At 69.4% G+C, this 24572-nt stretch carries 29 protein-coding genes; 9 read left to right on the forward strand and 20 right to left on the reverse strand.

Features of this window, described 5'->3' with window-relative positions; all coding sequences use genetic code 11:
• Positions 1-309: 309 nt before the first annotated feature.
• The 3 genes from U5798_RS21000 to gloB form a co-directional block, all read right to left on the reverse strand.
• On the reverse strand, positions 310-1527 hold the full coding sequence (locus tag U5798_RS21000; protein WP_322083063.1) for an MFS transporter: 1218 nt from the start codon (positions 1525-1527) through the stop codon (positions 310-312).
• 157 nt (positions 1528-1684) lie between these two features.
• Positions 1685-3244 (reverse strand): transglycosylase SLT domain-containing protein, encoded by a 1560-nt coding sequence (locus U5798_RS21005; RefSeq protein ID WP_322083064.1) that lies wholly within the window; start codon positions 3242-3244, stop codon positions 1685-1687.
• 151 nt (positions 3245-3395) lie between these two features.
• Complete coding sequence (gene gloB, locus U5798_RS21010) at positions 3396-4202, reverse strand: hydroxyacylglutathione hydrolase (RefSeq protein WP_322083065.1); 807 nt, start codon at positions 4200-4202, stop codon at positions 3396-3398.
• Between the two features lie 18 nt (positions 4203-4220).
• Here gloB and U5798_RS21015 point away from each other — a divergent pair, with 18 nt between their 5' ends.
• The 3 genes from U5798_RS21015 to dnaQ are packed head-to-tail and all read left to right on the forward strand — an operon-like array spanning position 4221 to position 6246.
• Positions 4221-5033, forward strand: coding sequence for a class I SAM-dependent methyltransferase (locus U5798_RS21015; RefSeq protein WP_124453950.1), 813 nt, complete (start codon positions 4221-4223; stop codon positions 5031-5033).
• Entirely contained in the window at positions 5030-5473 is a 444-nt protein-coding gene (rnhA, locus tag U5798_RS21020) for a ribonuclease HI (RefSeq protein ID WP_124453952.1), read from the forward strand. Before U5798_RS21015 ends, rnhA begins: the two co-directional genes overlap by 4 nt.
• A 38-nt stretch (positions 5474-5511) precedes the next feature.
• On the forward strand, positions 5512-6246 hold the full coding sequence (dnaQ, locus tag U5798_RS21025) for a DNA polymerase III subunit epsilon (RefSeq protein WP_124453953.1): 735 nt from the start codon (positions 5512-5514) through the stop codon (positions 6244-6246).
• A 27-nt stretch (positions 6247-6273) separates the two neighbouring features.
• On the opposite strand, the gene U5798_RS21030 is transcribed toward dnaQ, so the two are convergent.
• The gene (locus U5798_RS21030; protein ID WP_124453955.1) at positions 6274-6606 is read right to left on the reverse strand and encodes a YnfA family protein; all 333 of its coding nucleotides are present in this window, start codon (positions 6604-6606) and stop codon (positions 6274-6276) included.
• Positions 6607-7147: 541 nt separating this feature from the next.
• Between U5798_RS21030 and proP the strand changes: the two genes are divergently transcribed.
• Positions 7148-8638 carry a glycine betaine/L-proline transporter ProP gene (gene proP, locus U5798_RS21035; RefSeq protein ID WP_124453957.1) on the forward strand — a complete coding sequence of 497 codons (1491 nt, stop codon included), beginning with the start codon at positions 7148-7150 and terminating at the stop codon, positions 8636-8638.
• Positions 8639-8748: 110 nt separating this feature from the next.
• Here proP and U5798_RS21040 read toward each other — a convergent pair whose 3' ends face one another.
• The gene (locus U5798_RS21040) at positions 8749-8955 is read right to left on the reverse strand and encodes a hypothetical protein (RefSeq protein ID WP_124453959.1); all 207 of its coding nucleotides are present in this window, start codon (positions 8953-8955) and stop codon (positions 8749-8751) included.
• Positions 8956-9128: 173 nt separating this feature from the next.
• Complete coding sequence (locus tag U5798_RS21045) at positions 9129-9758, reverse strand: glutathione S-transferase (protein ID WP_322083066.1); 630 nt, start codon at positions 9756-9758, stop codon at positions 9129-9131.
• Between the two features lie 172 nt (positions 9759-9930).
• Here U5798_RS21045 and U5798_RS21050 point away from each other — a divergent pair, with 172 nt between their 5' ends.
• Positions 9931-11148, forward strand: coding sequence for a polyhydroxyalkanoate depolymerase (locus U5798_RS21050; protein ID WP_322083067.1), 1218 nt, complete (start codon positions 9931-9933; stop codon positions 11146-11148).
• Between the two features lie 7 nt (positions 11149-11155).
• Here U5798_RS21050 and U5798_RS21055 read toward each other — a convergent pair whose 3' ends face one another.
• The 11 genes from U5798_RS21055 to madL form a co-directional block, all read right to left on the reverse strand.
• Positions 11156-11800 carry a phosphoribosyltransferase gene (locus tag U5798_RS21055; protein ID WP_322083068.1) on the reverse strand — a complete coding sequence of 215 codons (645 nt, stop codon included), beginning with the start codon at positions 11798-11800 and terminating at the stop codon, positions 11156-11158.
• 124 nt (positions 11801-11924) lie between these two features.
• Positions 11925-12446 (reverse strand): phospholipase D-like domain-containing protein, encoded by a 522-nt coding sequence (locus U5798_RS21060; RefSeq protein ID WP_124453967.1) that lies wholly within the window; start codon positions 12444-12446, stop codon positions 11925-11927.
• Positions 12447-12563: 117 nt separating this feature from the next.
• Positions 12564-13496, reverse strand: coding sequence for a malonate decarboxylase subunit epsilon (mdcH, locus tag U5798_RS21065; RefSeq protein ID WP_322083069.1), 933 nt, complete (start codon positions 13494-13496; stop codon positions 12564-12566).
• The gene (gene mdcB, locus U5798_RS21070) at positions 13493-14359 is read right to left on the reverse strand and encodes a triphosphoribosyl-dephospho-CoA synthase MdcB (protein WP_322083070.1); all 867 of its coding nucleotides are present in this window, start codon (positions 14357-14359) and stop codon (positions 13493-13495) included. Before mdcB ends, mdcH begins: the two co-directional genes overlap by 4 nt.
• Positions 14356-15024, reverse strand: a complete 669-nt coding sequence (gene mdcG, locus U5798_RS21075) for a malonate decarboxylase holo-[acyl-carrier-protein] synthase (protein WP_322083071.1) — start codon at positions 15022-15024, stop codon at positions 14356-14358. Before mdcG ends, mdcB begins: the two co-directional genes overlap by 4 nt.
• Positions 15011-15718: a biotin-independent malonate decarboxylase subunit gamma gene (gene mdcE / locus U5798_RS21080; protein WP_322083072.1), complete on the reverse strand. Its 708-nt coding sequence runs from the start codon at positions 15716-15718 to the stop codon at positions 15011-15013. Before mdcE ends, mdcG begins: the two co-directional genes overlap by 14 nt.
• Positions 15705-16640 (reverse strand): biotin-independent malonate decarboxylase subunit beta, encoded by a 936-nt coding sequence (locus U5798_RS21085; RefSeq protein ID WP_322083073.1) that lies wholly within the window; start codon positions 16638-16640, stop codon positions 15705-15707. The genes mdcE and U5798_RS21085 overlap by 14 nt, the downstream gene beginning before the upstream one ends.
• Positions 16637-16951, reverse strand: a complete 315-nt coding sequence (mdcC, locus tag U5798_RS21090; protein ID WP_006485317.1) for a malonate decarboxylase acyl carrier protein — start codon at positions 16949-16951, stop codon at positions 16637-16639. Before mdcC ends, U5798_RS21085 begins: the two co-directional genes overlap by 4 nt.
• 10 nt (positions 16952-16961) lie before the next feature.
• The gene (gene mdcA / locus U5798_RS21095; RefSeq protein WP_322083074.1) at positions 16962-18608 is read right to left on the reverse strand and encodes a malonate decarboxylase subunit alpha; all 1647 of its coding nucleotides are present in this window, start codon (positions 18606-18608) and stop codon (positions 16962-16964) included.
• Between the two features lie 132 nt (positions 18609-18740).
• Positions 18741-19508: a malonate transporter subunit MadM gene (madM, locus tag U5798_RS21100; RefSeq protein WP_322083075.1), complete on the reverse strand. Its 768-nt coding sequence runs from the start codon at positions 19506-19508 to the stop codon at positions 18741-18743.
• 11 nt (positions 19509-19519) lie between these two features.
• Positions 19520-19915 carry a malonate transporter subunit MadL gene (gene madL, locus U5798_RS21105; RefSeq protein ID WP_034186756.1) on the reverse strand — a complete coding sequence of 132 codons (396 nt, stop codon included), beginning with the start codon at positions 19913-19915 and terminating at the stop codon, positions 19520-19522.
• Between the two features lie 331 nt (positions 19916-20246).
• On the opposite strand from madL, the gene U5798_RS21110 reads away from it, so the two are divergent.
• Both U5798_RS21110 and U5798_RS21115 read left to right on the forward strand, forming a co-directional pair.
• On the forward strand, positions 20247-21095 hold the full coding sequence (locus U5798_RS21110) for a LysR substrate-binding domain-containing protein (protein WP_124453986.1): 849 nt from the start codon (positions 20247-20249) through the stop codon (positions 21093-21095).
• Between the two features lie 167 nt (positions 21096-21262).
• The gene (locus U5798_RS21115) at positions 21263-21544 is read left to right on the forward strand and encodes a DUF4148 domain-containing protein (protein ID WP_322083076.1); all 282 of its coding nucleotides are present in this window, start codon (positions 21263-21265) and stop codon (positions 21542-21544) included.
• A 28-nt stretch (positions 21545-21572) separates the two neighbouring features.
• Here U5798_RS21115 and U5798_RS21120 read toward each other — a convergent pair whose 3' ends face one another.
• On the reverse strand, positions 21573-22490 hold the full coding sequence (locus U5798_RS21120; RefSeq protein WP_322083077.1) for a 3-hydroxyacyl-CoA dehydrogenase NAD-binding domain-containing protein: 918 nt from the start codon (positions 22488-22490) through the stop codon (positions 21573-21575).
• 246 nt (positions 22491-22736) lie between these two features.
• On the opposite strand from U5798_RS21120, the gene U5798_RS21125 reads away from it, so the two are divergent.
• Entirely contained in the window at positions 22737-23177 is a 441-nt protein-coding gene (locus U5798_RS21125; RefSeq protein WP_124453992.1) for an Hsp20/alpha crystallin family protein, read from the forward strand.
• A 16-nt stretch (positions 23178-23193) separates the two neighbouring features.
• On the forward strand, positions 23194-23607 hold the full coding sequence (locus U5798_RS21130; protein ID WP_124453994.1) for an Hsp20/alpha crystallin family protein: 414 nt from the start codon (positions 23194-23196) through the stop codon (positions 23605-23607).
• A gap of 121 nt (positions 23608-23728) precedes the next feature.
• Here U5798_RS21130 and U5798_RS21135 read toward each other — a convergent pair whose 3' ends face one another.
• A complete protein-coding gene (locus U5798_RS21135; protein WP_124453996.1) occupies positions 23729-24031 on the reverse strand; it encodes a zf-TFIIB domain-containing protein in 303 nt (100 codons plus the stop codon).
• Positions 24032-24122: 91 nt separating this feature from the next.
• Positions 24123-24572 (reverse strand): TerC family protein (locus U5798_RS21140; protein ID WP_415859508.1); only part of this gene is annotated, 450 nt, incomplete at its 5' end.

Raw genomic sequence — 24572 nt, forward strand, 5'->3', positions numbered from 1 at the left:
GCCGCGCTGCGTGGGCGCGCGCGGTCGCTTGCTGGACGCGGCCTGCGTTGTCGAGTCGCGAACCCGGCGCGTGGCGCACGAGGCTTCGCGGCATCGCCCGGCAGGCGGCGTGCGGCGGATGAACGGGATGAATGAGGTAGGCGCTAGGGTGCGAGGTTGATCAGCACAAACTTTCAAATTATAGCCTGAAAATGGCCCTATCTTCAATCGATATGGCCGTCCGATCGTACGCTCGCCGCCCCCGGAAGCGCGGCGCGGCGTGCTGCGGCCCCGTTTCCGCAGCCGCCTATCTATCAGCGTACCGCCGGATCAGTGCGCTTGGCCAGCGCCGCGCGCAGGCCACACGTACCAGACCGCGCTCGCGAGTTGCAGCGCGAGCAGCACGCCCCATGCAGTGAAGTGCGCGGCAGCCGGATAACGGCCGTCGACCGCGGGCCAGTGCGACAGCACCGCGCCGACACCGATCTGGAACGCGAAGATCAGCAGGAAGATCACGAGCGTGAGTGTCGTGTTCGCGCGCCCGATCAGGTGGGCGGGAAAGTGCCCGGCCATCACCGCGTAGGTCAGGATGCCGACGCCGCCGAACATCCCGTATGCCGCCCACAGCACGGCCGGCGGCAGCGGCACGCCCGCGACGATCACGACCTGCGTCGCGACGAACAGCGCCATCCCGACGCCGCAGAATGCGTAGACGGATACGCCGCGCCGCTCGAGCACGCGCGCCGCCGCGCCGAAGCCGACGCAGCCGGCCATCATTGCGAAGCCGAGCACCGACACGAGGCGCGCGGCATGCGGCGCATCGAATCCGGCGACATCGCGCAGGTACGGTCCGACCCACAGCGACTGCATTGCATAGAACACGCCCTGCGTGACGACGGAGAACGACGATATCTTCCAGAACGCACGGCTGCCCAGGATGTGCCACGTGCCCTTGAACTGGCTGACGAGCCCGCCCTGGTGGCGCGCCTGCGTCGCTTCGGGCGCGCCGAAGCCGATCGACGCCGCGACGGCCACCGTCAATACCGCGAGACCGAAACAGATCGCACGCCAGCTCGTCCAGCCGAGCAGCCAGGCCAGCGGCGAGCCGACCATCACGCCGCCGAGGCCGCCCACGGCCATCACGAGGCCGTTGACGAGCGGCAGCCGGCCGACCGGGAAATGCTGCGCGAGCGCCTTGAACGCCGCGCCGAGACAGACCGACACGCCGACGCCGATCAGCAGCCGGCCGGCCATCATCGTGCCGAGACTGTGGGCGGCGCCGAACACGGCCGCACCGGCCGCCGCGAACAGCAGCATGCCGGCCGTCACGCGCCGCGGGCCGAAATGGTCGAGCATCACGCCGGCCGGGATCTGCGCACCCGCGAAGCCAAGGAAATAGAGGCTGGTCAGCAGGCCGAGATCGGCGGCCGACAACCCGAGTTCGTGCGTGACGAACGGCGCGAAGCCCAGATTGACGCCGCGAAACACATACGACACGAAATACCCGACCGAGAACAGCGCGAGCACCCTCACCTGCACCGACGACATTGCTTCCCCTTGCCACATGAACACACCCGAAGCAGCGCCCCCGCGCCGCGCACAAACGAAAACGCCGTCACCTCGGTGACGGCGTTTCGTCGCATTTCGTCGGATGATAGCGCAATCGCGCGGACCGGACCGGCGCGCGCTGCGCGGGGCCGCTGCGTTACTTCTTCTTGCCCTTGTGCGTGGCGGCCTTGGCAGGCGCCGCCTTCGCCGACTTGGCAGCCGGCTTTGCCGCACCGCGCTTCGCGCCGTGCGACTTGCCGCCCACCGCGAGGCTGGCACGCTCGATGTGCGCGCCGCCGACCGACGTCGCGATCCGCTCCGGGCCCGGTTCCGCCGGCACCGAACGGCCGACCGGCACGTGCAGCACGAGCGCCTGGCCCGGCATCGCGAGATCGCGGTGCGTGCGGTTCCACGCCTTCAGCTGGCCGACCGACACGCCGTAGCGGCCGGCGATCGCCGCCATCGACTGCTTGCGGCGCACGCGGATCAGCATCTTGCGCGTGTCGGGCACGTCCGGTTCCATCGCGAGCGCGCCGTTTTCGGCGACGTCGGCGCTGATGTCCTCGTCGTCATCGTCGCCGCGCGGCACGACGATCGTCGAACCCGGCTTCAGGCGCATGCCGGCCGGAATCTTGTTGACCGACATCAGCGTGTCGGCGTCGACGCCGATCTTCTCGGCGATCGCAGCCGGCCGCGCCCGCTCGCTCACCGTATAGGTGGTCCACGTCGACAGCTGGCCGCTGTAGGCCTTCAGGTTCTTCTCGAACGCCGACGCGTTGTCGAACGGCAGCAGGATCTGCGGCTCGGTCGCACCGAGGATCACCGGCTTCGAGAACGACGGGTTCAGCGAGCGGAACTCGTCGAGCGGCAGGTTCGCGAGCTTCGCGGCCACTGCCACGTCGATGTCGCGCGACGTCGTGACCGTCACGAAATACGGGTGGTTCGGGATGTCCGGCAGCGTCAGGCCATATTGCTGCGGGCTCGCGATGATGTTCTTCACCGCCTGCAGCTTCGGCACGTAGTTGCGCGTCTCGTTCGGCATCCGCAGGTTCTGGTAGTCGGTCGGCAGGCCGGCCGCCTGGTTGCGCGCGATCGCGCGCTGCACGTTGCCCTCGCCCCAGTTGTACGCGGCCAGCGCCAGGTACCAGTCGCCGAACATGTCATGCAGGCGCGACAGGTAGTCGAGCGCGGCGCTCGTCGACGCGAGCACGTCGCGGCGCTCGTCCTGCCACATGTTGCGCTTCAGGTTGTACGTGCGGCCCGTGCCGGGCATGAACTGCCACATGCCGGCCGCCTTCGCGACCGACAGCGCCTGCGGGTTGTACGCGGACTCGATGAACGGCAGCAGCGCGAGCTCGGTCGGCATGTGACGCGCCTCGAGCTCCTCGACGATGTGGTACAGGTACTTCTGCGAGCGCTCGGTCATGCGCTGCACGTAATCGGGACGCTGCGTGTACCAGGTCGTCTGCATGTCGACGAGGTCGCTCTGCAGGTCGGGCATCTGGAAGCCGCGGCGAATGCGACCCCACAGATCGGAGTCGGCACTGGTCAGGTCGCCGACGGATTGCTTGTCGACGTCGACAGTTTCTTTGGCGGTGGCTGATTTACGGAGGTAGTTGGACGTCGCCTGCGAATCGGCGGCGTTGTTGGCGACAGGGGGCTGGCTCGCACAAGCGGCGAGTAGCAGCACCACCATCGCACTCAATATAAGTCGCATGAAAATCTCGGCTTCCGACGGCTGGAAATTGCAGGCGATACTACGGAAGTGCGTGCTTCACGTCAATAAAAACACCGAAAACTCAGCGAAATCCTACATTTGGAGCAATTTTTACAGACACCGCTTGAGCTTTGGAGTCCTCCGGAAATCATCATCGGAACCGGTTTTTCCACTCGCGCATCAGCGTGAATGCCGCCAGACGATCCGGCACTGTTTCGTGCAGCTCGGCCTCGAGCGTGGCATGAATCGCCGCGCTGTCCGCCCGCATGAACGGGTTAACGGCACGCTCGTGAGCAATCGTAGTGGGCAGCGTCGGCACGCCCCGCGCGCGCAACGCCTGCGCTTCGTCGCGCCACGCGGCGAGCGCCGCATTGCCGGGCTCGCACGCGAGTGCGAAGCGGATATTGGACAGCGTGTATTCGTGTGCACAATGCACGCGCGTGTCGCCCGGCAGCGCCGCGAGCGCGTCGAGCGATGCAAGCATCTGCGCGGGCGTGCCTTCGAACAGGCGGCCGCAGCCGCACGAGAACAGCGTGTCGCCGCAGAACACGTGCGGCGCGGCGTTGCGCTGCCCGGCCGCCTGGAAATAGGCGATGTGGCCGCGCGTGTGACCGGGCACGTCGAGCACGTCGAACGCGGCGGCCGGCGCGTCGAGCGTCACGCGATCGCCGCCCGCCAGCGGCCGCGTGACCACGCCGATCGCTTCGGCCGCCGGGCCGTAAACGGTCAGCGGCGCATCGTCCGGTTGGCTATTACGCAGCGCCTCGACACCGCCGACGTGGTCGGCGTGGTGGTGCGTGAGTAAAATAGCGGTCAACCGCCAGCCTCGTTCGGCAAGAACCCGGCGTACGGGCGCGGCTTCACCCGGATCGACGGCGATTGCATCGCGGCCGTCCGAGACGAGCCAGATATAGTTGTCTTCGAATGCCGGAACCGGCACGTATTCCAGCTCGTTCATGGGCGCGCAATCATCGTTATGTCTGACCGTCAAATTATAGACTGGCCCGCCTGGACCGACTCGCCTCCCGGCCGCTACGTGCTGGGCTGGGAGCAGGCGCAGCTCGACCGGATCGTGTCCGACGTCTTCGGGTTCCACGCGCTGCAGCTCGGCCTGCCGCAGCTCGACGCGCTGCGCGAGAACCGCATGCCGTATCGCGGCCTCGTGCTCGACCCGGCGAGCGGCGCGAGCGCGCCGTACCAGTACCCGTGGGCACGTGAAGCGCATGCGCCGGCACACGCGCCCGCCGATCGCAGCACGACCTGGTGCGACCTGCTCGACCTGCCGTTCGAGTCGCAGAGCGTCGACCTGATCGTGATGCCGCACACGCTCGAATTCACGTCCGACCCGCACCGCCTGCTGCGCGAGGCCGAGCGCGTGCTGATGCCGGAAGGCCAGCTCGTGATCACCGGCTTCAATTCGCTCAGCCTGTGGGGCATGCGCCAGTCGTTCGGGCGCATGGCGAACCACCCGTTCGTGCCGGCCACGCGCGACCAGATCGCGTTCATCCGGCTCAAGGACTGGATCAAGCTGCTCGGCTTCGACCTCGAACGCGGCCGCTTCGGCTGCTACCGGCCGCCGCTCGCCACCGACAAGTGGCTGGCCCGCTACGGCTTCATGGAGGCCGCCGGCGACCGCTGGTGGCCGATCTTCGGCGCCGTCTACATGGTGACGGCCGTCAAGCGCGTGCGCGGCATGCGTCTCGTCGGCCAGATCAAGATGAAGAAGCCCGTGCTCGCACCGGGCCTGACGCCGGCGGCCTCCCCGACTACCCATCAAGAACATTCATGACAATCGATACGATCGACATCTATACCGACGGCGCCTGCAAGGGCAACCCCGGCCCCGGCGGCTGGGGCGCACTGATGCGCTACGGCGACAAGGAGAAGGAGCTGTTCGGCGGCGAGCCGAACACGACCAACAACCGCATGGAACTGATGGGCGTGATCGCCGCGCTCGAAGCGCTGAAGCGGCCGTGCCACGTGGTCGTGCATACCGATTCGCAATACGTGCAGAAAGGCATCAGCGAGTGGATCCACGGCTGGAAGAAGAAAGGCTGGGTCACCGCGGCGAAGACCCCCGTGAAGAACGCCGACCTGTGGAAGCGGCTCGACGCGCTCGTCGCGCAGCATGAAGTCGAGTGGCGCTGGGTCAGGGGTCACTCGGGCCATCCCGAAAACGAGCGCGCGGACGCGCTCGCGAATCGCGGCGTCGAATCGCTCACGGCCTGAACACCGGCCGCTCCCCTGTATTCTTCGTTTTTCCCGACATGCGCCAGATCATTCTCGATACCGAAACCACCGGCCTGAACGCCCGCACGGGCGACCGCCTCATCGAAATCGGCTGCGTCGAGCTGCTGAACCGGCGGCTCACCGGCAACAACCTGCACTTCTACGTGAACCCCGAGCGCGACAGCGATCCGGGCGCGCTGGCGGTGCACGGCCTCACGACCGAATTCCTCAGCGACAAGCCGAAATTCGCGGAAGTCGCCCACCAGATCCTCGACTTCGTGAAGGATGCCGAGCTGATCATCCACAACGCGCCGTTCGACCTGGGCTTCCTCGACGCCGAATTCGCGCGGCTCGGCCTGCCGCCGTTCACCGAACATTGCGGCGGCGTGATCGACACGCTCGTGCAGGCCAAGCAGATGTTCCCCGGCAAGCGCAATTCGCTCGACGCGCTGTGCGACCGCTTCGGCATCAGCAACGCGCACCGGACGCTGCACGGCGCACTGCTCGACTCGGAACTGCTCGCCGAGGTGTATCTCGCGATGACGCGCGGCCAGGACAGCCTCGTGATCGACATGCTCGACGACGGGGGCGCCGACGGCGGCGCGGCGAACGGCCAGCGCGTGTCGCTCGCTGCGCTCGACCTGGCCGTGCTGGCTGCGAGCGACGACGAGCTTGCCGCGCACCAGGCGCAGCTCGACGAGCTCGACAAGTCGGTCAAGGGCACCTGCGTGTGGCGCGCGTCGGGCGACGCGGTCGGCGCGGAAGCGGCCTGACGCCCACGGCACGCACTGCGGCCGCGCCTACACGCGCGGCTGCAGCGCGATGACGGCCATCCCGCCGAGCGCGAGCACCGCGCCGGCCACGTCCCAGCGGGTCAGCACGACGCCGTCGACCACCCGCAACCAGACCAGCGCCACTGCGATGTAGACGCCGCCGTACGCGGCATAGGTCCGTCCGGCCGCGCTCGGGTGCAACGTCAGCAGCCACGCGAACAGCGCGAGCGACAGTGCGGCCGGCACCAGCAGCCAGCCCGGGCGCCCGCCCTTCAGCACGAGCCACGGCAGGTAGCAGCCGACGATTTCGGCGAGCGCGGTAGCGGCGAACAGCGCCGCGATCCTGATCAGTTCGGTCATCCGGTTCCTCGTGGATTCGGCCCCTCGTCGCGGGGGCAGCACGGCCCCGCCGCGCGCCGCCGATCATACCCGAGCAGGCCGCGCCGAATGCCCCGCCGGGCGGGCGTCTCCCGGCAATTTGCACGATCATCCGTCATCGTGCTATCATGTCGCCTGTTTCGACATTCAATCTCTGTCTATTCAATTTCGAGAGAAGTCCGTCCGCGCATGGCGGGCCGGCCTTTCGATCGAAATTGCACCCACAGGAAAGCCCGCCCGACAGGCCCGCTTTTCTCGTTTCGTTGCCCCTTCGGGGCATTGCCGGAACGCCGGACACATCGTCCGCACCGGCATCTGCCGCCAGCATCACGCGGCCCATTCTTCATGAGCGCACTGTCGCGACGGCCCATCGGGCCCGCGTCGAAGCAGCCCCTTATGGCTTCTTGCCGCCTTGTGTGCAGTAAGTGCTTAATGGCCTGCCCCGACGCGCCGCATCCGACACCGCGCTCGCCGGCAAACCGTGTCGGACGGCCCGCCCGTTCCGGCGCAGTCAAAGGAGTGCATGACCTTGACCGCAACACACGTCAGCCCGACCGCTGCTTCTTCCACCGCTTCGCCGTCCGGCGAGGCCCCGCTCGCTGCGGACGACATCACCGTCGTCGACCAGAGCCTGCTCAAGCGCGCCGTCAGCGCGATGGCCATCGGCAATGCGATGGAATGGTTCGACTTCGGCGTCTACAGCTACATCGCCGTCACGCTCGGCAAGGTGTTCTTCCCGTCCAGCAGCCCGTCCGCGCAGCTGCTCGCCACCTTCGGCACGTTCGCGGCCGCGTTCCTCGTGCGCCCGCTCGGCGGCATGGTGTTCGGACCGCTCGGCGACCGCATCGGCCGCCAGCGCGTGCTGGCCGCGACGATGATCATGATGGCCGTCGGCACGTTCGCGATCGGCCTGATCCCGAGCTACGCGTCGATCGGCATCATGGCGCCCGTGCTGCTGCTCGTCGCGCGTCTCGTGCAGGGCTTCTCGACCGGCGGCGAATACGGCGGCGCCGCCACCTTCATCGCCGAATTCTCGACCGACAAGCGCCGCGGCTTCATGGGCAGCTTCCTCGAGTTCGGCACGCTGATCGGTTACGTGATGGGCGCCGGCGTCGTCGCGCTGCTCACCGCATCGCTGTCGCAGGAAGCACTGCTGTCGTGGGGCTGGCGCGTGCCGTTCCTGATCGCCGGCCCGCTCGGCCTGATCGGTCTCTACATCCGGATGAAGCTCGAGGAAACGCCCGCGTTCAAGCGCCAGGCGGAAGAGCGCGAAGCGCAGGACAAGGCCGTGCCGAAGGCGCGTTTCCGCGAAACGCTGATGCGCAACTGGCGTGCGCTGCTGCTGTGCGTCGGCCTCGTGCTGATCTTCAACGTGACCGACTACATGGTGCTGTCGTACCTGCCGAGCTTCATGTCGTCGACGCTGCACTTCGACGAATCGCACAGCCTCGTGCTCGTGCTGATCGTGATGGTGCTGATGATGCCGATGACGCTGTACGCCGGCCGCCTGTCGGACAAGGTCGGCCGCAAGCCCGTGATGCTTGCCGGCTGTGTCGGCCTGCTCGTGCTGTCGATCCCGTCGATGATGCTGATTCACGCCGGCACCACCGCGTCGGTGTTCGGCGGCCTGCTGATCCTCGGCGTGCTGCTGTCGTGCTTCACCGGTGTGATGCCGTCGGCACTGCCGGCGCTGTTCCCGACCGAGATCCGCTACGGCGCGCTCGCGATCGGCTTCAACGTGTCGGTATCGCTGTTCGGCGGCACGACGCCGCTGGTGACCGCATGGCTCGTCGACGTGACGCACAACCTGATGATGCCCGCGTACTACATGATGGGCGCCGCCGTGATCGGCATCGTGTCGGTGGTCGCGCTCGCCGAAACCGCGCGCCAGCCGCTGAAGGGCTCGCCGCCGGCCGTCGCGACGCGCCGCGAGGCGCACCAGCTCGCGCGCAAGCTGCGCGAGGAGGACGACGAGTCGGAGATCTACGGCGTTGCGACTCCTGCCCGCGCGTAAGCGTCGCACAATGCAAAAGCCCCGGCCGAAGCCGGGGCCCGATCGAATCCGATCCGCCCGACCGGCTTGCGCCGGCCGGGCTTTTTTTCATTCTCCCGATGCAGACGTCCTCACGCGCGCGCTTCGCAGTGACGGCAGAAGATCAGTGCGCGCGAACGCGACACGGCCGCCTGGGCACCGCGCGTGGCCATGATCAACCCGACCTGGCCGAGATTGAAATCGCGCTCGACCATCAACTGCGTCAGCGCGGCAAGCGGCAACACGACGGACGGGTGGTACAGGCTCGATTCGATCAGGGCTTTCATCATCTGCTCCATCTGGCAATGCGTGATTCGATGGAGTGGATTCTAGGGACCGGCCGATTCCGGATAAACAGCGCGAATGCGAAGTCACTTGTCAGCCGCAGAGAACAATCGGCAGCCGCTTGCCGGGCAAGGCCGGGCGGGCAAGCGACAGCGGCGTGGCACCGCCTCGCGCCGCCCCGCGCGGCCTAGACGAGCGGCGTCTCGACGAATGCCGGAAGCTGTTCCGCGCGCGCCGAATGTGCGGCCAGCGCCGGATAACGGGCCGGATCGATCCGCGCGAGCGCCGGGTAGTCGGCCGCCATGAACTGCGTGAAGCGCCACGCGACCGCGACCGTCACGTCGGATTGCAGCAGGCGCGCACCGCCGAACCAGCCGCTGGCGGCCGCGACGAGCGGCTCCAGTTGGCCGTACGCGGCCTCGACCTGCCCCAGCACACGCTCGAGCCACGGCGCGTGCTGCTTGTCGGACGGGCGCAGCGCCTGTTCGTAGACGACCTGCACGGACTTCTCGGCCGCCGCCAGCGCAAAGCCGACCGGCACGAGCACGCGCAGCCGCGCATCGGCGGCCTCGGGCAGCAGGCGCCGCTCGGGCGCAACGCGGTGATCGAGATAGTCGACGATCAGCGACGAATCGATCAGCGTCGCACCGTCGTCGGTCACGAGCGTCGGCGCCTTGACGACCGGGTTGAACGTGCTGAACTGCTCGAAATGACGAAACACCGAGATCGACTCGTGTTCGAACGGCAGGTCGAGCAGCTTCGCCGAAATGGCGACGCGGCGCACGAACGGGGAATCCAGCATGCCGATCAGCTTCATCGCAAACGCTCCGCTTCTGGGGATGGGATCGACGACTGTAGCAGCGTCGCGCGGCATCGGCTAGCGCGCCCGCACGCTTGATGCGCAGCAGACGGTCGTGCTTTCCGGCTCCCGCTGCGCGGCGACAGTGACCATAATGCAGATTCACGCCCCTTCCGCCCCAAGGTTCGCCATGTGGTATGCCCTCGTCGAGCAGCAGCGGGAATGGATGCGCGCCTGGCGCGCGGCGACGCGGCACGCGTTCGATGCGTGGCCCGCGGCCACGCTGCCGCACGCCGCGTCGTCGTGCTACGACGACCTGTTCGAACCGCTGCTCGGGCCGTCGGCCGGGCCGCCGCGCTTCGACATCGGGCGGCCGGCCGTCGACGAGCAGGTCGCCGCCCGCACGCCGTTCTGCGACCTGCGGCGCTTCGCGCGTGCCGACGCGCGGCGCACGGTGCTGCTGTGCGCGCCGCTCGCCGGGCACGCGGCCGTGATGATGCGGGAAACCGTCGAGACGCTGCTCGCCGACGGCGACGTCTGCGTGACCGACTGGCGCAATGCGCGCGACGTACCGCTCGAAGCAGGCCGCTTCGGGCTCGACGAATACGTCGCACTGCTCGACGGCTTCGTCGGCGGGCTCGCGCGCGACGACCGGCCGCTGCACGTCGTCGCCGTATGCCAGGCGACCGTGCCGGCGCTCGGCGCGCTGGCGCTGCGCGCCGCCCGTCGCCTCGCACCGCCCGCGAGCGTCACGCTGATCGGCGGCCCGCTCGACGCGCGCCTGAATCCGAGCGCGCTCGGCACGGCCGCCGCCGCCCGCTCGCTCGACTGGTGCCGCCGCCACCTGATCGACATCGTGCCGCCCGGCTTCGCGGGACACGGTCGCCATGTGTTCCCGACCTATCTGCAGCAGGGCGAGATCGCGCTGCTGTATCCGCAGCGTTTCCTGACGCTGATCGAGGCTTACGCGCTGGCCGCGTCGCGCTTCGACATGGCCGGGCTCGCCGGCGCGCGGCGTGCGCTGCTCGAATACACCGCGCTGCTCGACATGCCGGCCGACTATTTCCTCGACACGGTCGACATCGTGTTCCAGCGCATGAGCCTCGCGACCGGCACGTGGGACGTGGGCGGCACGCGCGTCGAGCCGGCCGCGCTGCGCGGCGTCACGCTGCTGACCGTCGAAGGCGCATGCGATGCCGTCACGGGCGCCGGCCAGACGCATGCGGCGCTCGACCTCTGTCGCGGCCTCGCGGCCGGCGAGCGCCATCGCGTCGATATCGACGATTGCGATCACTACGGGCTGTTCACGGGGCCGCGCTGGCGCGGCAACGTCCACCCGGCACTGCAGCGCGTGTTCGCGCTGGCGGAAGCGGCGCGCCCGCGCACGCGCCGCACCCGGCGGCCGTGATCCGGCGTCAGGGCCGCGCTGCTTCGAGCAGCCTGCGCACCTCGTCGTCGCTCGTCTGCTCGAAGCGCGCGTAGAACTGGCTGATCCCGAAGAACCGCAGCGGCTGCAATACCGTGACGAATGCGTCGGCCAGATCGTCGAACACATGCCGCGCACTCGCCGGCGCGACCGGCGCCGCCGCGACGATGCGCGCGGGGCGGCGCTCGCGCAACGCCTGCAGCGCGACGCGCATCGACGCGCCGGTCGCGACGCCGTCGTCGACGACGATCGCGGTGAGTCCGTCGACCGGCAGCGGCGACATCGCGCCGCGATACAGTGCTTCGCGGCGATGGAGCTCGGCCGTCTCGCGCACGATCACGTCGGCGAGCTGCACGTCCGACACGTCCATCGAACGGATCACCGAACGCTGCAGATGCATCGCGCCGCCGGTGGCGATCGCCCCCATTGCAAGTTCGGGATCGAACGGGACGCCGAGCTTGCGCACGACCAGCACGTCGAGCGGCGCGCGCAGCGCGCAGGCGACCGGATACGCGACGGGCACGCCGCCGCGCGGCAACGCGAGCACGACGACATCGCTCCGCCCCGCGTAATCGCACAATGCGTCGGCCAGCTGGCGGCCGGCATCGGCGCGATCGGCAAAACACTCGGTCACGATCGCCTCCCTGCCGTTGCGCCGGATGCGCGAAACCCGCGCCGGCGCCTGTCAACGAGCATGGTTCATCGGCCGCGCCGATGCAAGCGGGGTCACACCGGCGTGCGCGGCGCCGGGGAAAGGATCAGAGGCCGCCGGCCTGCCGGTACAGCCGCCAGAACGACTGCGCGTAGGATTGCGCGAGCTCGGGCGCGCGCTGGAACACATTCACCGTTTCGGCATGCGCGGCCGCGCCGTCGGACAGCGTCGTCAACGCGACGCTGTCGTCGACGATCACGAAGCGCGGCGGCGCGCCACCATGCCGCGAATCGATCGCGACGTCGATGCCCGCGGACTTCAGGTAACCGGCGCCGCTGTACCGGCCCGCGCGCGGCGAGCGCACGAGCACGACACGGACCTCGACCCCGCGCGCGCGGGCCGCGCGCAACGCGCTCGCGACCGCCGGCGGCACGTGCGTATAGCCGGCCAGCAGCACGCGACGCTGTGCCTGTTCGATCAGGTCGACGGTCGCATCGGCCGCCGCATTGTCATACGAAAAGTATGTGCCGACCGATGCGGCATCGGACGGAATCAGGCTGGCGTGGGCGCTCGTCGCACAGCAAAGCGCGGCGAGAAGAATGGCGGCTGGTCTCATGGCGGGCGCCATTGTAGCGACGCCAATTCGCGTGGCAAGCACCGCCTGCGACGCTGCTGCGCCGGCGCAACACACAGTGTGGAACGGGCGTCGCGCGGCTGTGTTTCAGGCCGTTTTCGGGGCCATCGATCAGCCGGCCGCGACGCGCGCGAGCCAGCTGGTCACGCCGTCGACGGAACGGAAATCCGTGAGGCTGCGCGCCGGGAGCGCCGGATACGCGCCACCGGCCATCTCGGCCAGCGCGCGCCCGGGCCCGAGTTCGAGAAACGCCGTTGCACCGGCCTCCACGCAGGCGGCGAGACAGGCCGCCCACTCGACCGGCTCCGCGATCTGCCGCGCGAGCTTGTCGAGGCCCGTGTCGACGTCGAGCACCGACGCGCCGTCGATCCCCGAAAACAGCCGCGTGCCGGGCAACGGCCGCCGCACGCGCAGCGCGGCGAGCGACGCGCGAAACACCGGTACGGCCGCCGCGAGCCGGCGCGTGTGCGATGCGATGCACACGCAGACGGGCGCGACGCGCGATGCGCCGGCGCGAGCGGCGGCGTCGGCCACCGCATCGACATCGGCCTGCCGGCCCGCGACGACGAACGCGTCGCCGGGATTCGCAATCGCGATGGCGGCCTCCCGGCCGTCGCACAACTGCGCGAGCTGTGCGCGCGTGAGGCCGCGCACGAATACCATCCGCTCGTCGCCGCCGCTCGCCGCATCCATCGCGCGGGCGCGAGCGTCGGCGAGGTCCAGCGCGTCATGCGGCTCGATCATCCCCGCGACGCTCCACGAGCCGACCTCGCCGACGCTGTAGCCGGCGATGCAGCGCCGGCGCGGCCACGCCGCGTCGAGCAGCGCGGCGGCCGCGAGCGCCTGGACCGTACAAAGGATCTGCGCCGCGCGGTTCTCGCGCAGCGCGTCGGGCCCGGCCTGCCGGACCCAGGTGCGCGGATCGTCGCCGAGGAGCCGGCCGGCGTGCGCGAACAACGCATCGGCCTGCGGCGCCGCGCCCGTCAGGTCGAACATGTCGGCGCGTTGCGCGCCTTGCCCCGAACAGAGGATGGCCAGCGTCATCGCGTCTCCCCGCCGGCTTCGAGCGCATCGACGAATACGCTCATCGCAAGCAGGTCGGCCGCGCCGCCGGGGCTCAGCCGGCGCGCGACGAACGCACGGTGCGCGGCGGCCGCGCGCAGCCGCCAGTCGCGCGCCCGCACGCCGCCGCGTGCGACGAACGCACGGGCGGTCGCCCGCGCGAAATCGAGGCCGCCCTGGCCGCCCCGGTGCAACAGATTCGTGTCGTCGAGCGCGGCGATCAGTGCAAAGCACGCGTCGACGCGCGCGGCTTCCGGATCGCCGGGCAGATCGCGCTGCGCGCGGCGCAGCGCAGGCAACCCGACCGCGTACACGGTCGCGAAGCCGTCGGCCGCTTCGCGACGCGCGCCGCCGACGCCGTAGCGGCGGCTCGCACGTTCGCCGTGACTGTCGGGCAAACGCGGGCCGCCGAGGATATCGACGCCCCAGCGGCCGGAGACGAACGCGCCGAGCGTCGTCCCGTCCGGCACGGCATCCGGCACCGCGCGCCGGCCCGCGGCCGCGCACAGCAGCCCGAGCCCGAAAATCGCGCCGCGATGCGTATTGACGCCGCCGGTCGCGGCCAGCATCGCGTGCTCGGCGCGCAGGCCGATCTTGCGCAGCACGGCCATGTCGGCATCGCGCGCACCCGCGGCGGCCAGTTCCGCGAAGTAAGGCCGCAGCACGGCGGCGCTGCGCGCGAACGTCGCGGCATCCATGTCGGTGTGACTGCCGGTGTCGACATGACTGACGAGCCCCGGCTTCGGATAGGTCTCGATCTCCAGCACGAGGCTGCGCTCGGCCAGCGCGGCGATGCGCTCGGCATCGGACGACGCCGGTACGCGGCAGGCAGCCCATGCGCTCATCGCGTGCCTCCGGTGAAGGCGTCGGCCGCCATCAGTTCGACGGCGATCGCGGTCTTCACCGCGACATCGGGCCGCCGCGCGTGCAGTTCGCGCCAGTTGACGCCCGCGCCGTCCGCGCGCAGCAGTTCGCCGTCGATGCGCATCGGCGCGCGCGCATCGATTGCGGCGAGGCCGTCGAGCAGCGCGGCGAGCGGCTCGGCCGCCGGCAGCGGAAACACGATATCGAGATCGGACGATGCGGTGAGGTACCGCTCGCCCGTCAGCGCCTGCCAGGCAAGACTGCCGAACACGCGACCCTGCACGCCGCAGCGCGCGCCGAGCGCGTCGAGCTCGCGCAGCGGCACGTGCCATGCGTCGGGTGCGGCGGCGAACACGTCGGCCAGCGCGGGCAGCGGGCCGACCGTCGCGAGCACGTCGGCGGCGACGTTCAGCGCGATGCGCCGCTTGCCTGCCGCGGGCGGCAGCGGCAGGCCGAGCGGCACGCGGCCGGCGTCGGCTTCATCCGGCGACGCACGGCGCACGATCAGCGGCCAGCCGCGCTCGGCCCATGCGCGCACGAGCGGCTCGCCCGCGAGCGCGGGGTCGCGCGCGAAGGCCGCACTCCACCCGGCCGCCGTCAGCGTGACCAGCGTGTGGCGGCGCAGCGGCAGCTCAGCGTGCAGCACGCGCGAGTGCCTCGACGCGCTGCGCGACGTCGGTCGCAACCGGCCGGCCGCGCGACGCCCGCCGGTCGATACGGTCGGCCGGCTTGCCGAGCCATTCGCCGACCTGTGCGTCGAGCGCACGAGACGGATCGAGTACGCCATGGACGGCGCCCATCTTCACGAGATTGTCGAGCCCCGGCGCGAACACCGGCGTCGAGCGCGACATTTCCTTCAGCACGTCGATCGGCAGCTTGGTCACGCGCGACATCGACGGCAGGTCCATCACTTCCGGCTCGGCGCCCGGCACCGCGAGCAGCGTGCGCGTCGCGAGCGCGGTCGCGATGAACGCGCCGGCGGCCGTGTGGCCATACAGCACGCCGATCGTCCGGTGCCCGGCGAGATCGGCCTGCATCAGGCACTTCGCGAGATGCGACAGCCCTTCGTTCAGGCCGAGCAGTTCGTCGCGCTTGCTCATCCGCTGGCTGTCGCTGTCGACGAGCACGACGATCGGCGTGTCGCCGCCGCGCGCGATCGTGTCGAGCACATGCGACGCGAGCGCCAGCGCCTCGTCGATGCCGAACGGCAAGCGGTCGGTGACGCCGATCACGTCGACGCGCGTGCCGGCCAGTTCCGCATGGCCCGTCAGCAGGCCGCCCTTGCGCGCGATCGAATGGCCTCGGGGAAACAGCGAGTTCAAAACTTCATCGAGCGTCATGCTGCGGCTCCTGCAGTTGATCGGCGAGCTTGGCGAATGCTTCGTCGGGCATCCCCGGAATCGCTTCCGGCTTGTCGGCCCCGAGCGAGCGCCACACGTCGAGCGCATCCTTGCACGCGCCGAACCGTTCGACACGCGCTTCGAGACGCGCCTGCTCCGCGCGCAGCATCGCCGTATCGAATCCAGGCGCACGGCCGATCAGGTCGAGTGCCGCCGCGCGGAACGCGTCCGGCGTATCGGCCACGTAACGATCGGCGCCGCCGATCAGCCGCCGGTGCTTGCCGCCCATCGTGCGCCAGATCAGCGCGCGATCCTTCGAATCGAATTCCTCGACGCCGCGATTGGTCTCGATCACTTCGGGGCCCGACACGCTGATGCGCCCCTGCTCCGACACCGCGAGCGCCGAACAGCACGCGGCGAGCAACCCGCCGCCGCCGTAACAGCCCGCGCGCCCGCCGATCAGCCCGATCACCGGCACGCCGGCCGCACGCGCGTCGACGAGCGCGCGCATGATCTCGGCGATCGCGAGCTCGCCCGCATTCGCTTCCTGCAGCCGCACGCCGCCCGTATCGAACAGGATCAGCACCGGCTTGCCGACTTCGCGCGCGGCGCGCAGCAGCCCTGTGAGCTTCGCGCCGTGCACCTCGCCGAACGCGCCGCCCATGAAGCGGCCTTCCTGCGCGGCGACGAACACCGGCCGGCCGTCGAGCCGGCCGTGGCCGACCACCATCCCGTCGTCGAACTGCTGCGGCAGGCCGAACAGCGGCAGGTGCGGGCTCGTCACGCGCTCGGCCGGCCCGAGGAATTCGTCGAAGCTGCCCGCGTCGAGCAGCCCGTCGATGCGCTGCCGCGCCGATGCTTCATACCAGCTCGCGCCGTTCGCGACGAATGGCGGTGCGTCGTGGATCACTTCACTCATCATGCGTCCCCCTCGATCGCGCGCACGGCCTGCGCGAGCCGCAGCGACACCATGTCGGGCCGCGCACCGCCGTCGTTGATCGACAGCTTCAGGCCGCCCGGCGTGCGCCGTTCGACGAAATCCGACACGACGGCCTGCCATACCGCGCCGAAACCGACCGCCGCGGTGCGGATGTCGATCTCGCACTCGTTACCCGGCAGCACACGCTCGACGAGCACCTCGAGATTGCCGGACGCGACCACGCCGACCAGCGCCGCGGCCTGCTCGCCCTTCGCGCGTTCACGCGCGGTGAAGCGATAGTTCAACTGTTCCATGCGCTTTTCCTCACCAGTTGCGGAACCGGGCCGGCGGCGCATAGAGCCCGCCCGACCAGTGCACGAGATCCTTGATCGAACGCGCGGCGAGCCAGCGGCGGTCGGCGTCGAGCGGATCGATGCCGAGATCCTCCGGGCGGCGGATCACGCCGCGCTCGCGCAACCGCTCGACCATCTTCCGGTCGCGGCCGCGGCCGATTTCCGTATAGCCGGCAACGCCGCGGATCGCGTGCTCGCGTTCGTCCTTGTCGCGGCACATCAGCAGGTTCGCGATCCCTTCCTCGGTGACGATGTGCGTGACGTCGTCGCCGTAGACCATGATCGGCGCGAGATCGAGCTGCAGCTTGTCGGCGAGCTTCAGCGCATCGAGCTTCTCGACGAACATCGGCACGTTCTTGTCGCCGAACGTCTCGCCGATCTGCACGACGAGCTTGCGGCCGCGCCTGAGTGCCGCCGGCGTGTCGGGGTCGGCTTCTGCGCCGGCCTTCAGCCACGGCTCGCTCGGATGGCGCCGGCCGCGTGCATCGCTGCCCATGTTCGGCGCGCCGCCGAAGCCGGCGATCCGCTCGGCCGTGACCGTCGACGAATGGCCGGACAGGTCGATCTGCAGCGTCGAGCCGATGAACATGTCGCACGCATAGAGGCCGGCCGTCTGGCAGAACGCACGGTTCGAGCGCAGCGACCCGTCGGGGCCCGTGAACCACACGTCGGAACGTGCGCGGATGTAGTCGTCCATCCCGACCTCGGAGCCGAAGCAGTGGATCTGCTCGACCCAGCCCGACTCGATCGCGGGAATCAACGTCGGGTGCGGATTGAGCGCCCAGTGCGTGCAGACCTTGCCCTTCAGCCCGAGCTTTTCACCGTAGGTCGGCAGCAGCAGCTCGATCGCGGCCGTGTTGAAGCCGATCCCGTGGTTCAGGCGCTTGATGCCGTACGGCTCGTAGATGCCCTTGATCGCGAGCATCGCGGTGAGGATCTGCGTTTCGGTGATCGCGGCCGGATCGCGCGTGAACAGCGGCTCGACGTAGAACGGCCGGCCGGCCTCGACGACGAAATGCACGCGATCGCCGGGGATGTCGACGCGCGGCACCTTGTCGACGATGCGGTCGACCTGCGCGATCACGATGCCGTCCTTGAAGGCGGTGGCCTCGACGACGGTCGGCGTGTCCTCGGTGTTCGGGCCCGTGTACAGGTTGCCGTCGGCGTCGGCGCTGACCGCGGCGATCAGCGCGACCTGCGGCGTGAGATCGATGAAGTAGCGCGCGAACAGCTCGAGATAGGTGTGCACCGCGCCGAGCGCAATCTTGCCGCCGAACAGCAGCTTCGCGATGCGCTGGGATTGCGGGCCCGAGTACGCGAAATCGAGACGCTTCGCGATGCCGCGCTCGAACACGTCGAGATGCTCGGGCAACACGACACCCGACTGCACCATGTGCAGGTCGTGGATCTTCGCGCTGTCGACGTCGGCGAGCGCCGTCGCGAGCAGGTCGGCCTGCTTCTGGTTGTCGCCTTCGAGGCAGACGCGGTCGCCGGGCCGCAGCACCGCTTCGAGCAACGCGACGGTGTCGCGCGCATCGACCCGCTTGCCCTGCGCATAAGCCGCGCCGGCCGCGAGCCGTGCATCGCGCGCCTGCCGCGCGTGATTCCATCCCGTCATGAACAGTTCTCCCGCTTCGATGGTTCAGCGGCATTCTAAGCCTCGTGCCGCCGCCGATTGATGATGTTGACGAATGCGACTCAGAGGACGCCGCGATGGATGCGGCCCGCGCGCGGGCCGCACCGCAGCGCGCTATGCGCCGACCAGCGCGCGCGTCGTGAAGAACAGCAGCGACGGCCCGAGCAGGCAGCCGATGCCCGTATGGAACGTCGCGACCAGCGCACCGTACGGGACGAGCCGACGATCGGTCGCGGCGAGCCCCGCGCTCACACCGCTGACGGTGCCGGCCAGCCCGCCGAAGATCATCGCGGAACGCGGCGTCTTCAGCCCCATGAAGTTCGCCGCGACCGGCGTGCCGACCATCACGATGATCGCCTTCACGAGCCCGGTCGCGATGCTGAGCGCGATCACGTCGGAGCTCGCGCCGATCGCCGCGCCGGTGACGGGCCCGACGATGTAGGTGACGGCGCCCGCGCCGATCGTCGTCATGCTGACCGCGTCGGTATAGCCGAACGCGCGCGCGATGCACGCGCCGACGATGAACGGCAGCACGGTGCCGAGCAGCAGCGACACGACGCCGACGAGCCCGGCCTTGCGCGCCTCGGCCGGCTGCACTTCGAACGCGGTCGCGACGATCGCGAAATCGCGCAGCATCGCGCCGCCCATCAGGCCGATGCCGGCGAACAGCTTGACGTCGGCCAGCCCCTTCTCGCCGCCGGTGAATGCGCCGCCGACGTACGCGAGCACGAGACCGATCACGATCGCGATCGCGGAGCCGTGCACGCGGCCGAACGTGAGCTTGCGCGACGCGATCGACGACAGCCACATGATCAGGCCGACCAGCGCGAACGACGCGACGAGCCCATTGTGGGCGACAGTCTTTTCGAGCATCTGCAGCATGGCGGCCTCCGTTACTGTTCTTCGAATTGCGGCACGCCCGCGAAGGCCGTGTCGTCGCGCCCGGTGCGCACGAGTACCGCGATGCAGCATGCGCAGATCGCGACTGCGCCGACGGCGGCCAGCAGCGCGACGGGGCCGCCCTTCAGCGCGGCGACGACGTTCTGGTTCGCGGCCATCGCGACGACGACCGGGATGTACATCGCGCCCCAGAAACCGACGCCGGCCTCGGTCTCCTTCGGCAGCCAGCCGCGCCGGTGCAGCCACAGGCGCAGGCAGATCAGCAGCAGCATCGCGATGCCGACGCCGCCGACGTTGGTCTTCACGCCGATCGCGCTGCCGAGCAGGTCGCCGAGAAACAGTCCGGCCAGGTGGCAGAACGCCAGCAGCGCGGTTCCGTAGATGATCATGAGTCGTCTCCAGTCTCTTCGTGACGGGCGCCGGACGCATGCAGGAACCGGGCCCGCACGCCGATCCCGGGCGCGGACTTGTGTCTCCTGCGGCGGGGGCGCCGCGGCCCGGCGGCTCGTCGTGCGAGCACGTTCTCGGGGTCGATGGGATGATGCGGTTTCGGGCCGGACGCCGGATGGCTTAGACTGACCGAAGCAGCCGGCGGCGCGACACGGGCTACGCGCCCGATTCGCCCCGTTCGCGGAGGCCGCACCGGCGCGTGATCCGATACTAGCGCCACAAAATCCGGCCATTTATGAAGTTGTCGAAACCGATTCAGTGGATTTAGCAATGCGTCCGTTACCGCCCGAGCTGCTGCGCAGCTTCGTCGCCGTCGCCCAGTCCGGCAGCTTCACCGCCGCGTCCGAGCGCGTGAGCCTGTCGCAGTCGACCGTCAGCCAGCACATCCGCCGCCTCGAGGAGCTGCTCGACCGGCCGCTGTTCGAGCGCGACACGCGCAACGTGCACCTGTCGCAGCACGGCGACGCGCTGTTCCGTTACGCGGTGCGCATTCTCGAGCTGATGGACGAGGCCGTCACGTCGGTCTGCGGGCCGCCGCTGTCGGGCAAGGTGCGGCTCGCGATGTCGGAGGATTTCGCGTCGGCGCACCTGACGGCCGCGCTCGCGAGCTTCGTGCAGCGCAACCCGGACGTCGAGCTCGCGATCTCGACCGGGCTGTCGGGCGACCTGTTCGACGCGCTCGACGAAGGCCGGCACGATCTCGTGTTCGCGAAGCGCATCGCGGGCAGCCGGCGCGGCCGCGTGATCCGCAGCGAACCGCTGTACTGGTGCACCGGCCCCGAATCGCGGCTCACCGGCCATGAAACCGTGCTGCCGCTCGCGATGCACCCGGAGCCGAGCGTATCGCGCCGCCGCGTGCTCGAATCGCTCGAGGCCGTCGGGCGGCCGTACCGGATCGCGGTGGTCAGCAGCAGCGTCGCGGTGTTGCGGGCGGCCGCGAGCGCGGGGCTCGGCGTCAGCGCGTTCGCCGGCTACGTGATCCCGGCCGGGCTCGCGCGGCTCGACGCGGGGCTGCCCGAACTCGGCGAACTCGAATACGTGATCGACCGGCCGGCGGCCGCGTCGCGTTCGACACTCGCGCTCGAAGCGACGCTGATCACCGCCGCGGCCGAGCTGTAGCCGCGCCGGGCGCGCCGCACGCGGGCACGGCCGCGCCCGCACCTGACAGCTTTGCCCGGAACGCGTCATCGTCCGCGCAGCACCCGCTCGTGACAATGGGACCCATCGGTACGCACGGCAGGTCGCCGTGCGCGTCCGGTTCCCCGTCCCCTTGATCGGAGCCCGCCATGAACGTTTTGCGATTCGCCGTCGCGACCGCTGCAGCCGCGCTGCTGTCCCCCGCCTTTGCCCAGACCGACGCGTCGGCGCCCACACAACAGGGCCTGACACGCGCGGAAGTCATCGACCAGCTCAAGCAGGCCTATCTCGACGGCGAACTGCCGACGAACGACAGCAACTATCCGCCGAACGCCGCGACCCGCGCACGCAACCGCGAACTCGTGCAGGCCGCGAGCCCGGCCTGGCTGGCCCACGTGCCGCCGGCCAGCCAGGCGACGTTGCAGCAATGACCGGCGCCGCCGCGCCGACACGACCGGATCAGGGCAGGAAGCTGCGGCGCCGTGCGTCGATCAGCTCGACGAGCAAGCGGTCGCGCTCGGCCGCCAGTTCCTGCATCGAACGCTCGCCCTGGATCGCGCGCAGCTCGTCGGTCAGCTTGCGGTCGACTTCCGGATCGAACGACGGCGTACCGAGATCGTCCCACCAACTCGTGATCGGCCCCGACAGGTGTTCGAGGAAGTGCGCGATCCCGCCCGCGCCGCCGCCGAGGTGATAGGTCAGGCACTGCCCCATCAGCCCCCAACGCAGGCCGGGCCCCCACGCGACGGCCTTGTCCGCGTCGGCGACACTCACGACGCCTTCGCCGACGAGGTGATACACCTCGCGGAACAGCGCGGCCGCGAGCCGGTTCGCGACGTGGCCGGTCATCTCCTTGTTGAGGACGATCGTCTGCTTGCCGAGCGCATCGTAGAACTGCTTCACGCGCGCGATCACATCCTGGCCGGTCGCGTCGCCGCCGACCAGCTCGACGAGCGGGATCAGGTGCGGCGGATTGAACGGATGCGCGATCAGGCAACGCTCCGGATGCTTCGCGCACGCGATCTGGATATCGGACATCTTCAGACCCGACGAACTCGATGCGATCGGCACGTGCGCGGGCAGCACGTCGTCCATCTGACGGTACAGTGCGCGCTTCAGGTCGAGCCGTTCCGGGCCGTTTTCCTGCACGAAGTCGACGCCGTCCAGCGCGCGCCCGAGATCGGCGTCGAACGACAGCCGCGCGGAAAGTTCGGCGGCCCGCTCGCCGAGAAATGCGGCCAGCGCGTCGCGCAGCCGCGCGTCGGCGTGCGGCGCCGGATCGGTCGCGACGACGTCGAAACCCTGCGCCAGATAGAAAGCCGCCCAGCTCGCGCCGATCACGCCGGCGCCGACGATCGCGATACGTCGAATGTCCATGATTGTCCCGTGTGGTTGGTCTGCAGATCGCTCGCGGCGATTGTCGCATCGAATCCTGTGCGCATGCATTGACGCAGATTGCGGATGCCCTCTTGAAATGCGCGGCAGCGGCCACTAATTAACCGTCGTCGGGCCGTGCTTCATCGCTTGCACGGCCCCCGTTTCGATCCAGTGGAGCCACCCGTCGCGCCCGCCGCAGGCGTCGCGCCGTCACGTCTCCCGTGTTCCCTGTTCAGGAGGACCAACATGAGCGGTATCCATCACGGCTACGACCTGTTCGACGACTTTGCCCGCGTGCAGCGGCAAGTGGCGAACCTGCTCGGCGAGCGCCCGTCCGGCATCCGCGCGGTGCGTCCGGGCGCGTTTCCCGCACTCAACGTCGGCGCCACCGACGAAGCCATCGAGATCGTTGCGTTCGCACCCGGCATGGCCGCGGGCGACTTCGACGTGTCGATCGACAAGGACCTGCTGACGATCAGCGGCGAGCGCAAACCGGCGCCGCGTGCCGAAGGCGAAGACGTGCGCACCTATGCACAGGAGCGCTTTCACGGCGCGTTCCGCCGTGTCGTCGAACTGCCGCGCGACGCGGATCCCGATCAGGTCAGCGCGCGTTACGAAAACGGCTGCCTGCTGATTCGCGTCGGCCGGCGCGAAGCCTCGAAGCCGCGCGCGATCACCGTTCAGTAACCTTCAGGATACCGACATGAATACGAACCCGATCCTGGCCGAGCGCCAAACGAACACCGTTCATCCTGCCGCTGCCGCCGAGGCCGCGCGCCGGCCCGCGATCACGCCGGCCGTCGACATCGTCGAGAACGATCGCGGCGTCACGCTGCGGGCCGACCTGCCCGGCGTGCCGCGCGAGAACCTCGACGTGAAGGTGTACGACAACACGCTGACGATCGAAGCCGGCACGCACATCGATACGCCGGAAGACCTGCGCGTGCGACATGCCGAAGTTCGCTCGACACGCTATGCACGCACGTTCGTGCTGAGTCCCGACCTCGACACGTCGCGGATCGACGCCAACCTGCGCGACGGCGTGCTGACGCTGACGATTCCGCGCCGCGAGGAGACGCGCCCGCGCCGCATCGACGTGACGGCCGGCAATGCGTAAGTGTTGGCGCGTGTCGCAAAGTGACGTGACGCGACGCGCATGAAAAAGCCCCGCCCGGCGCAATGCCGGGCGGGGCTTTTTTGCATTGGGCCGCGCACGTTCAGGCACGCGGGCTGCAGATTCAATCGAAATCGAACAGGTCGAACACCGACTTCTTGCGACGCTGCCCGTCGTGCCGGTAACGCTCGTCGTGCACGCGGCCGTCGCGCCCCCAGCCATCGTCGCGGCCGCGCTGCGCCGGTGCAGTGTGCTGCGTCGGTGCGGCGTCGCGGCGGGCCGGTGCATCGCCGGTTTCACGGGCAAGCAGCTTGTCGAGCTCGCCGCGATCGAGCCACACGCCGCGGCACGTCGGACAGTAGTCGATCTCGATCGACCGGCGCTCGGCCATCAGCAGGTCGGGCGTCTTGCAGACAGGGCATTTCATCGCGCTTCTCCTTTCCGTGCGAATTTCGTCTGGATTCCGTACGACGCGCAGCGAGCCGGCTGCCGCGGCGGCCGGCGTCACGCGCGCCGGCTCAGTCGCGTTCCACTTGCGCCGCGCGCTTCGCCTTCGCGCGCCGCGCCAGCATGTTCATGCCCTCGACGAATGCCGAGAACGCCATTGCCGCGTAGATGTAACCCTTCGGCACGTGCGAGCCGAAACCTTCGGCGATCAGCGTCATGCCGATCACGACCAGGAACGACAGCGCCAGCATCACGATGGTCGGGTTGCGGTCGATGAAGCGTGCGAGCGGCTGCGCAGCGAACAGCATCACGGTCACCGCGACGATCACGGCGACGAACATGATCGGGATGTGCTCGGTCATGCCGATCGCGGTCACGATGCTGTCGATCGAGAACACGATATCGAGCATCACGATCTGGCCGATCGCCGCCCACACCGTCAGGCCGGCCGCGCCGCCGGCCCCGCCCTCGCCGCCGCCGTCGTGCGACACGTGGTGATGGTAGGCGAGCTTGATCCCGTA

It is taken from the genome of Burkholderia sp. BCC1972 (genome assembly GCF_905339605.1).
In the GTDB taxonomy this organism is placed as follows: Bacteria; Pseudomonadota; Gammaproteobacteria; order Burkholderiales; family Burkholderiaceae; genus Burkholderia.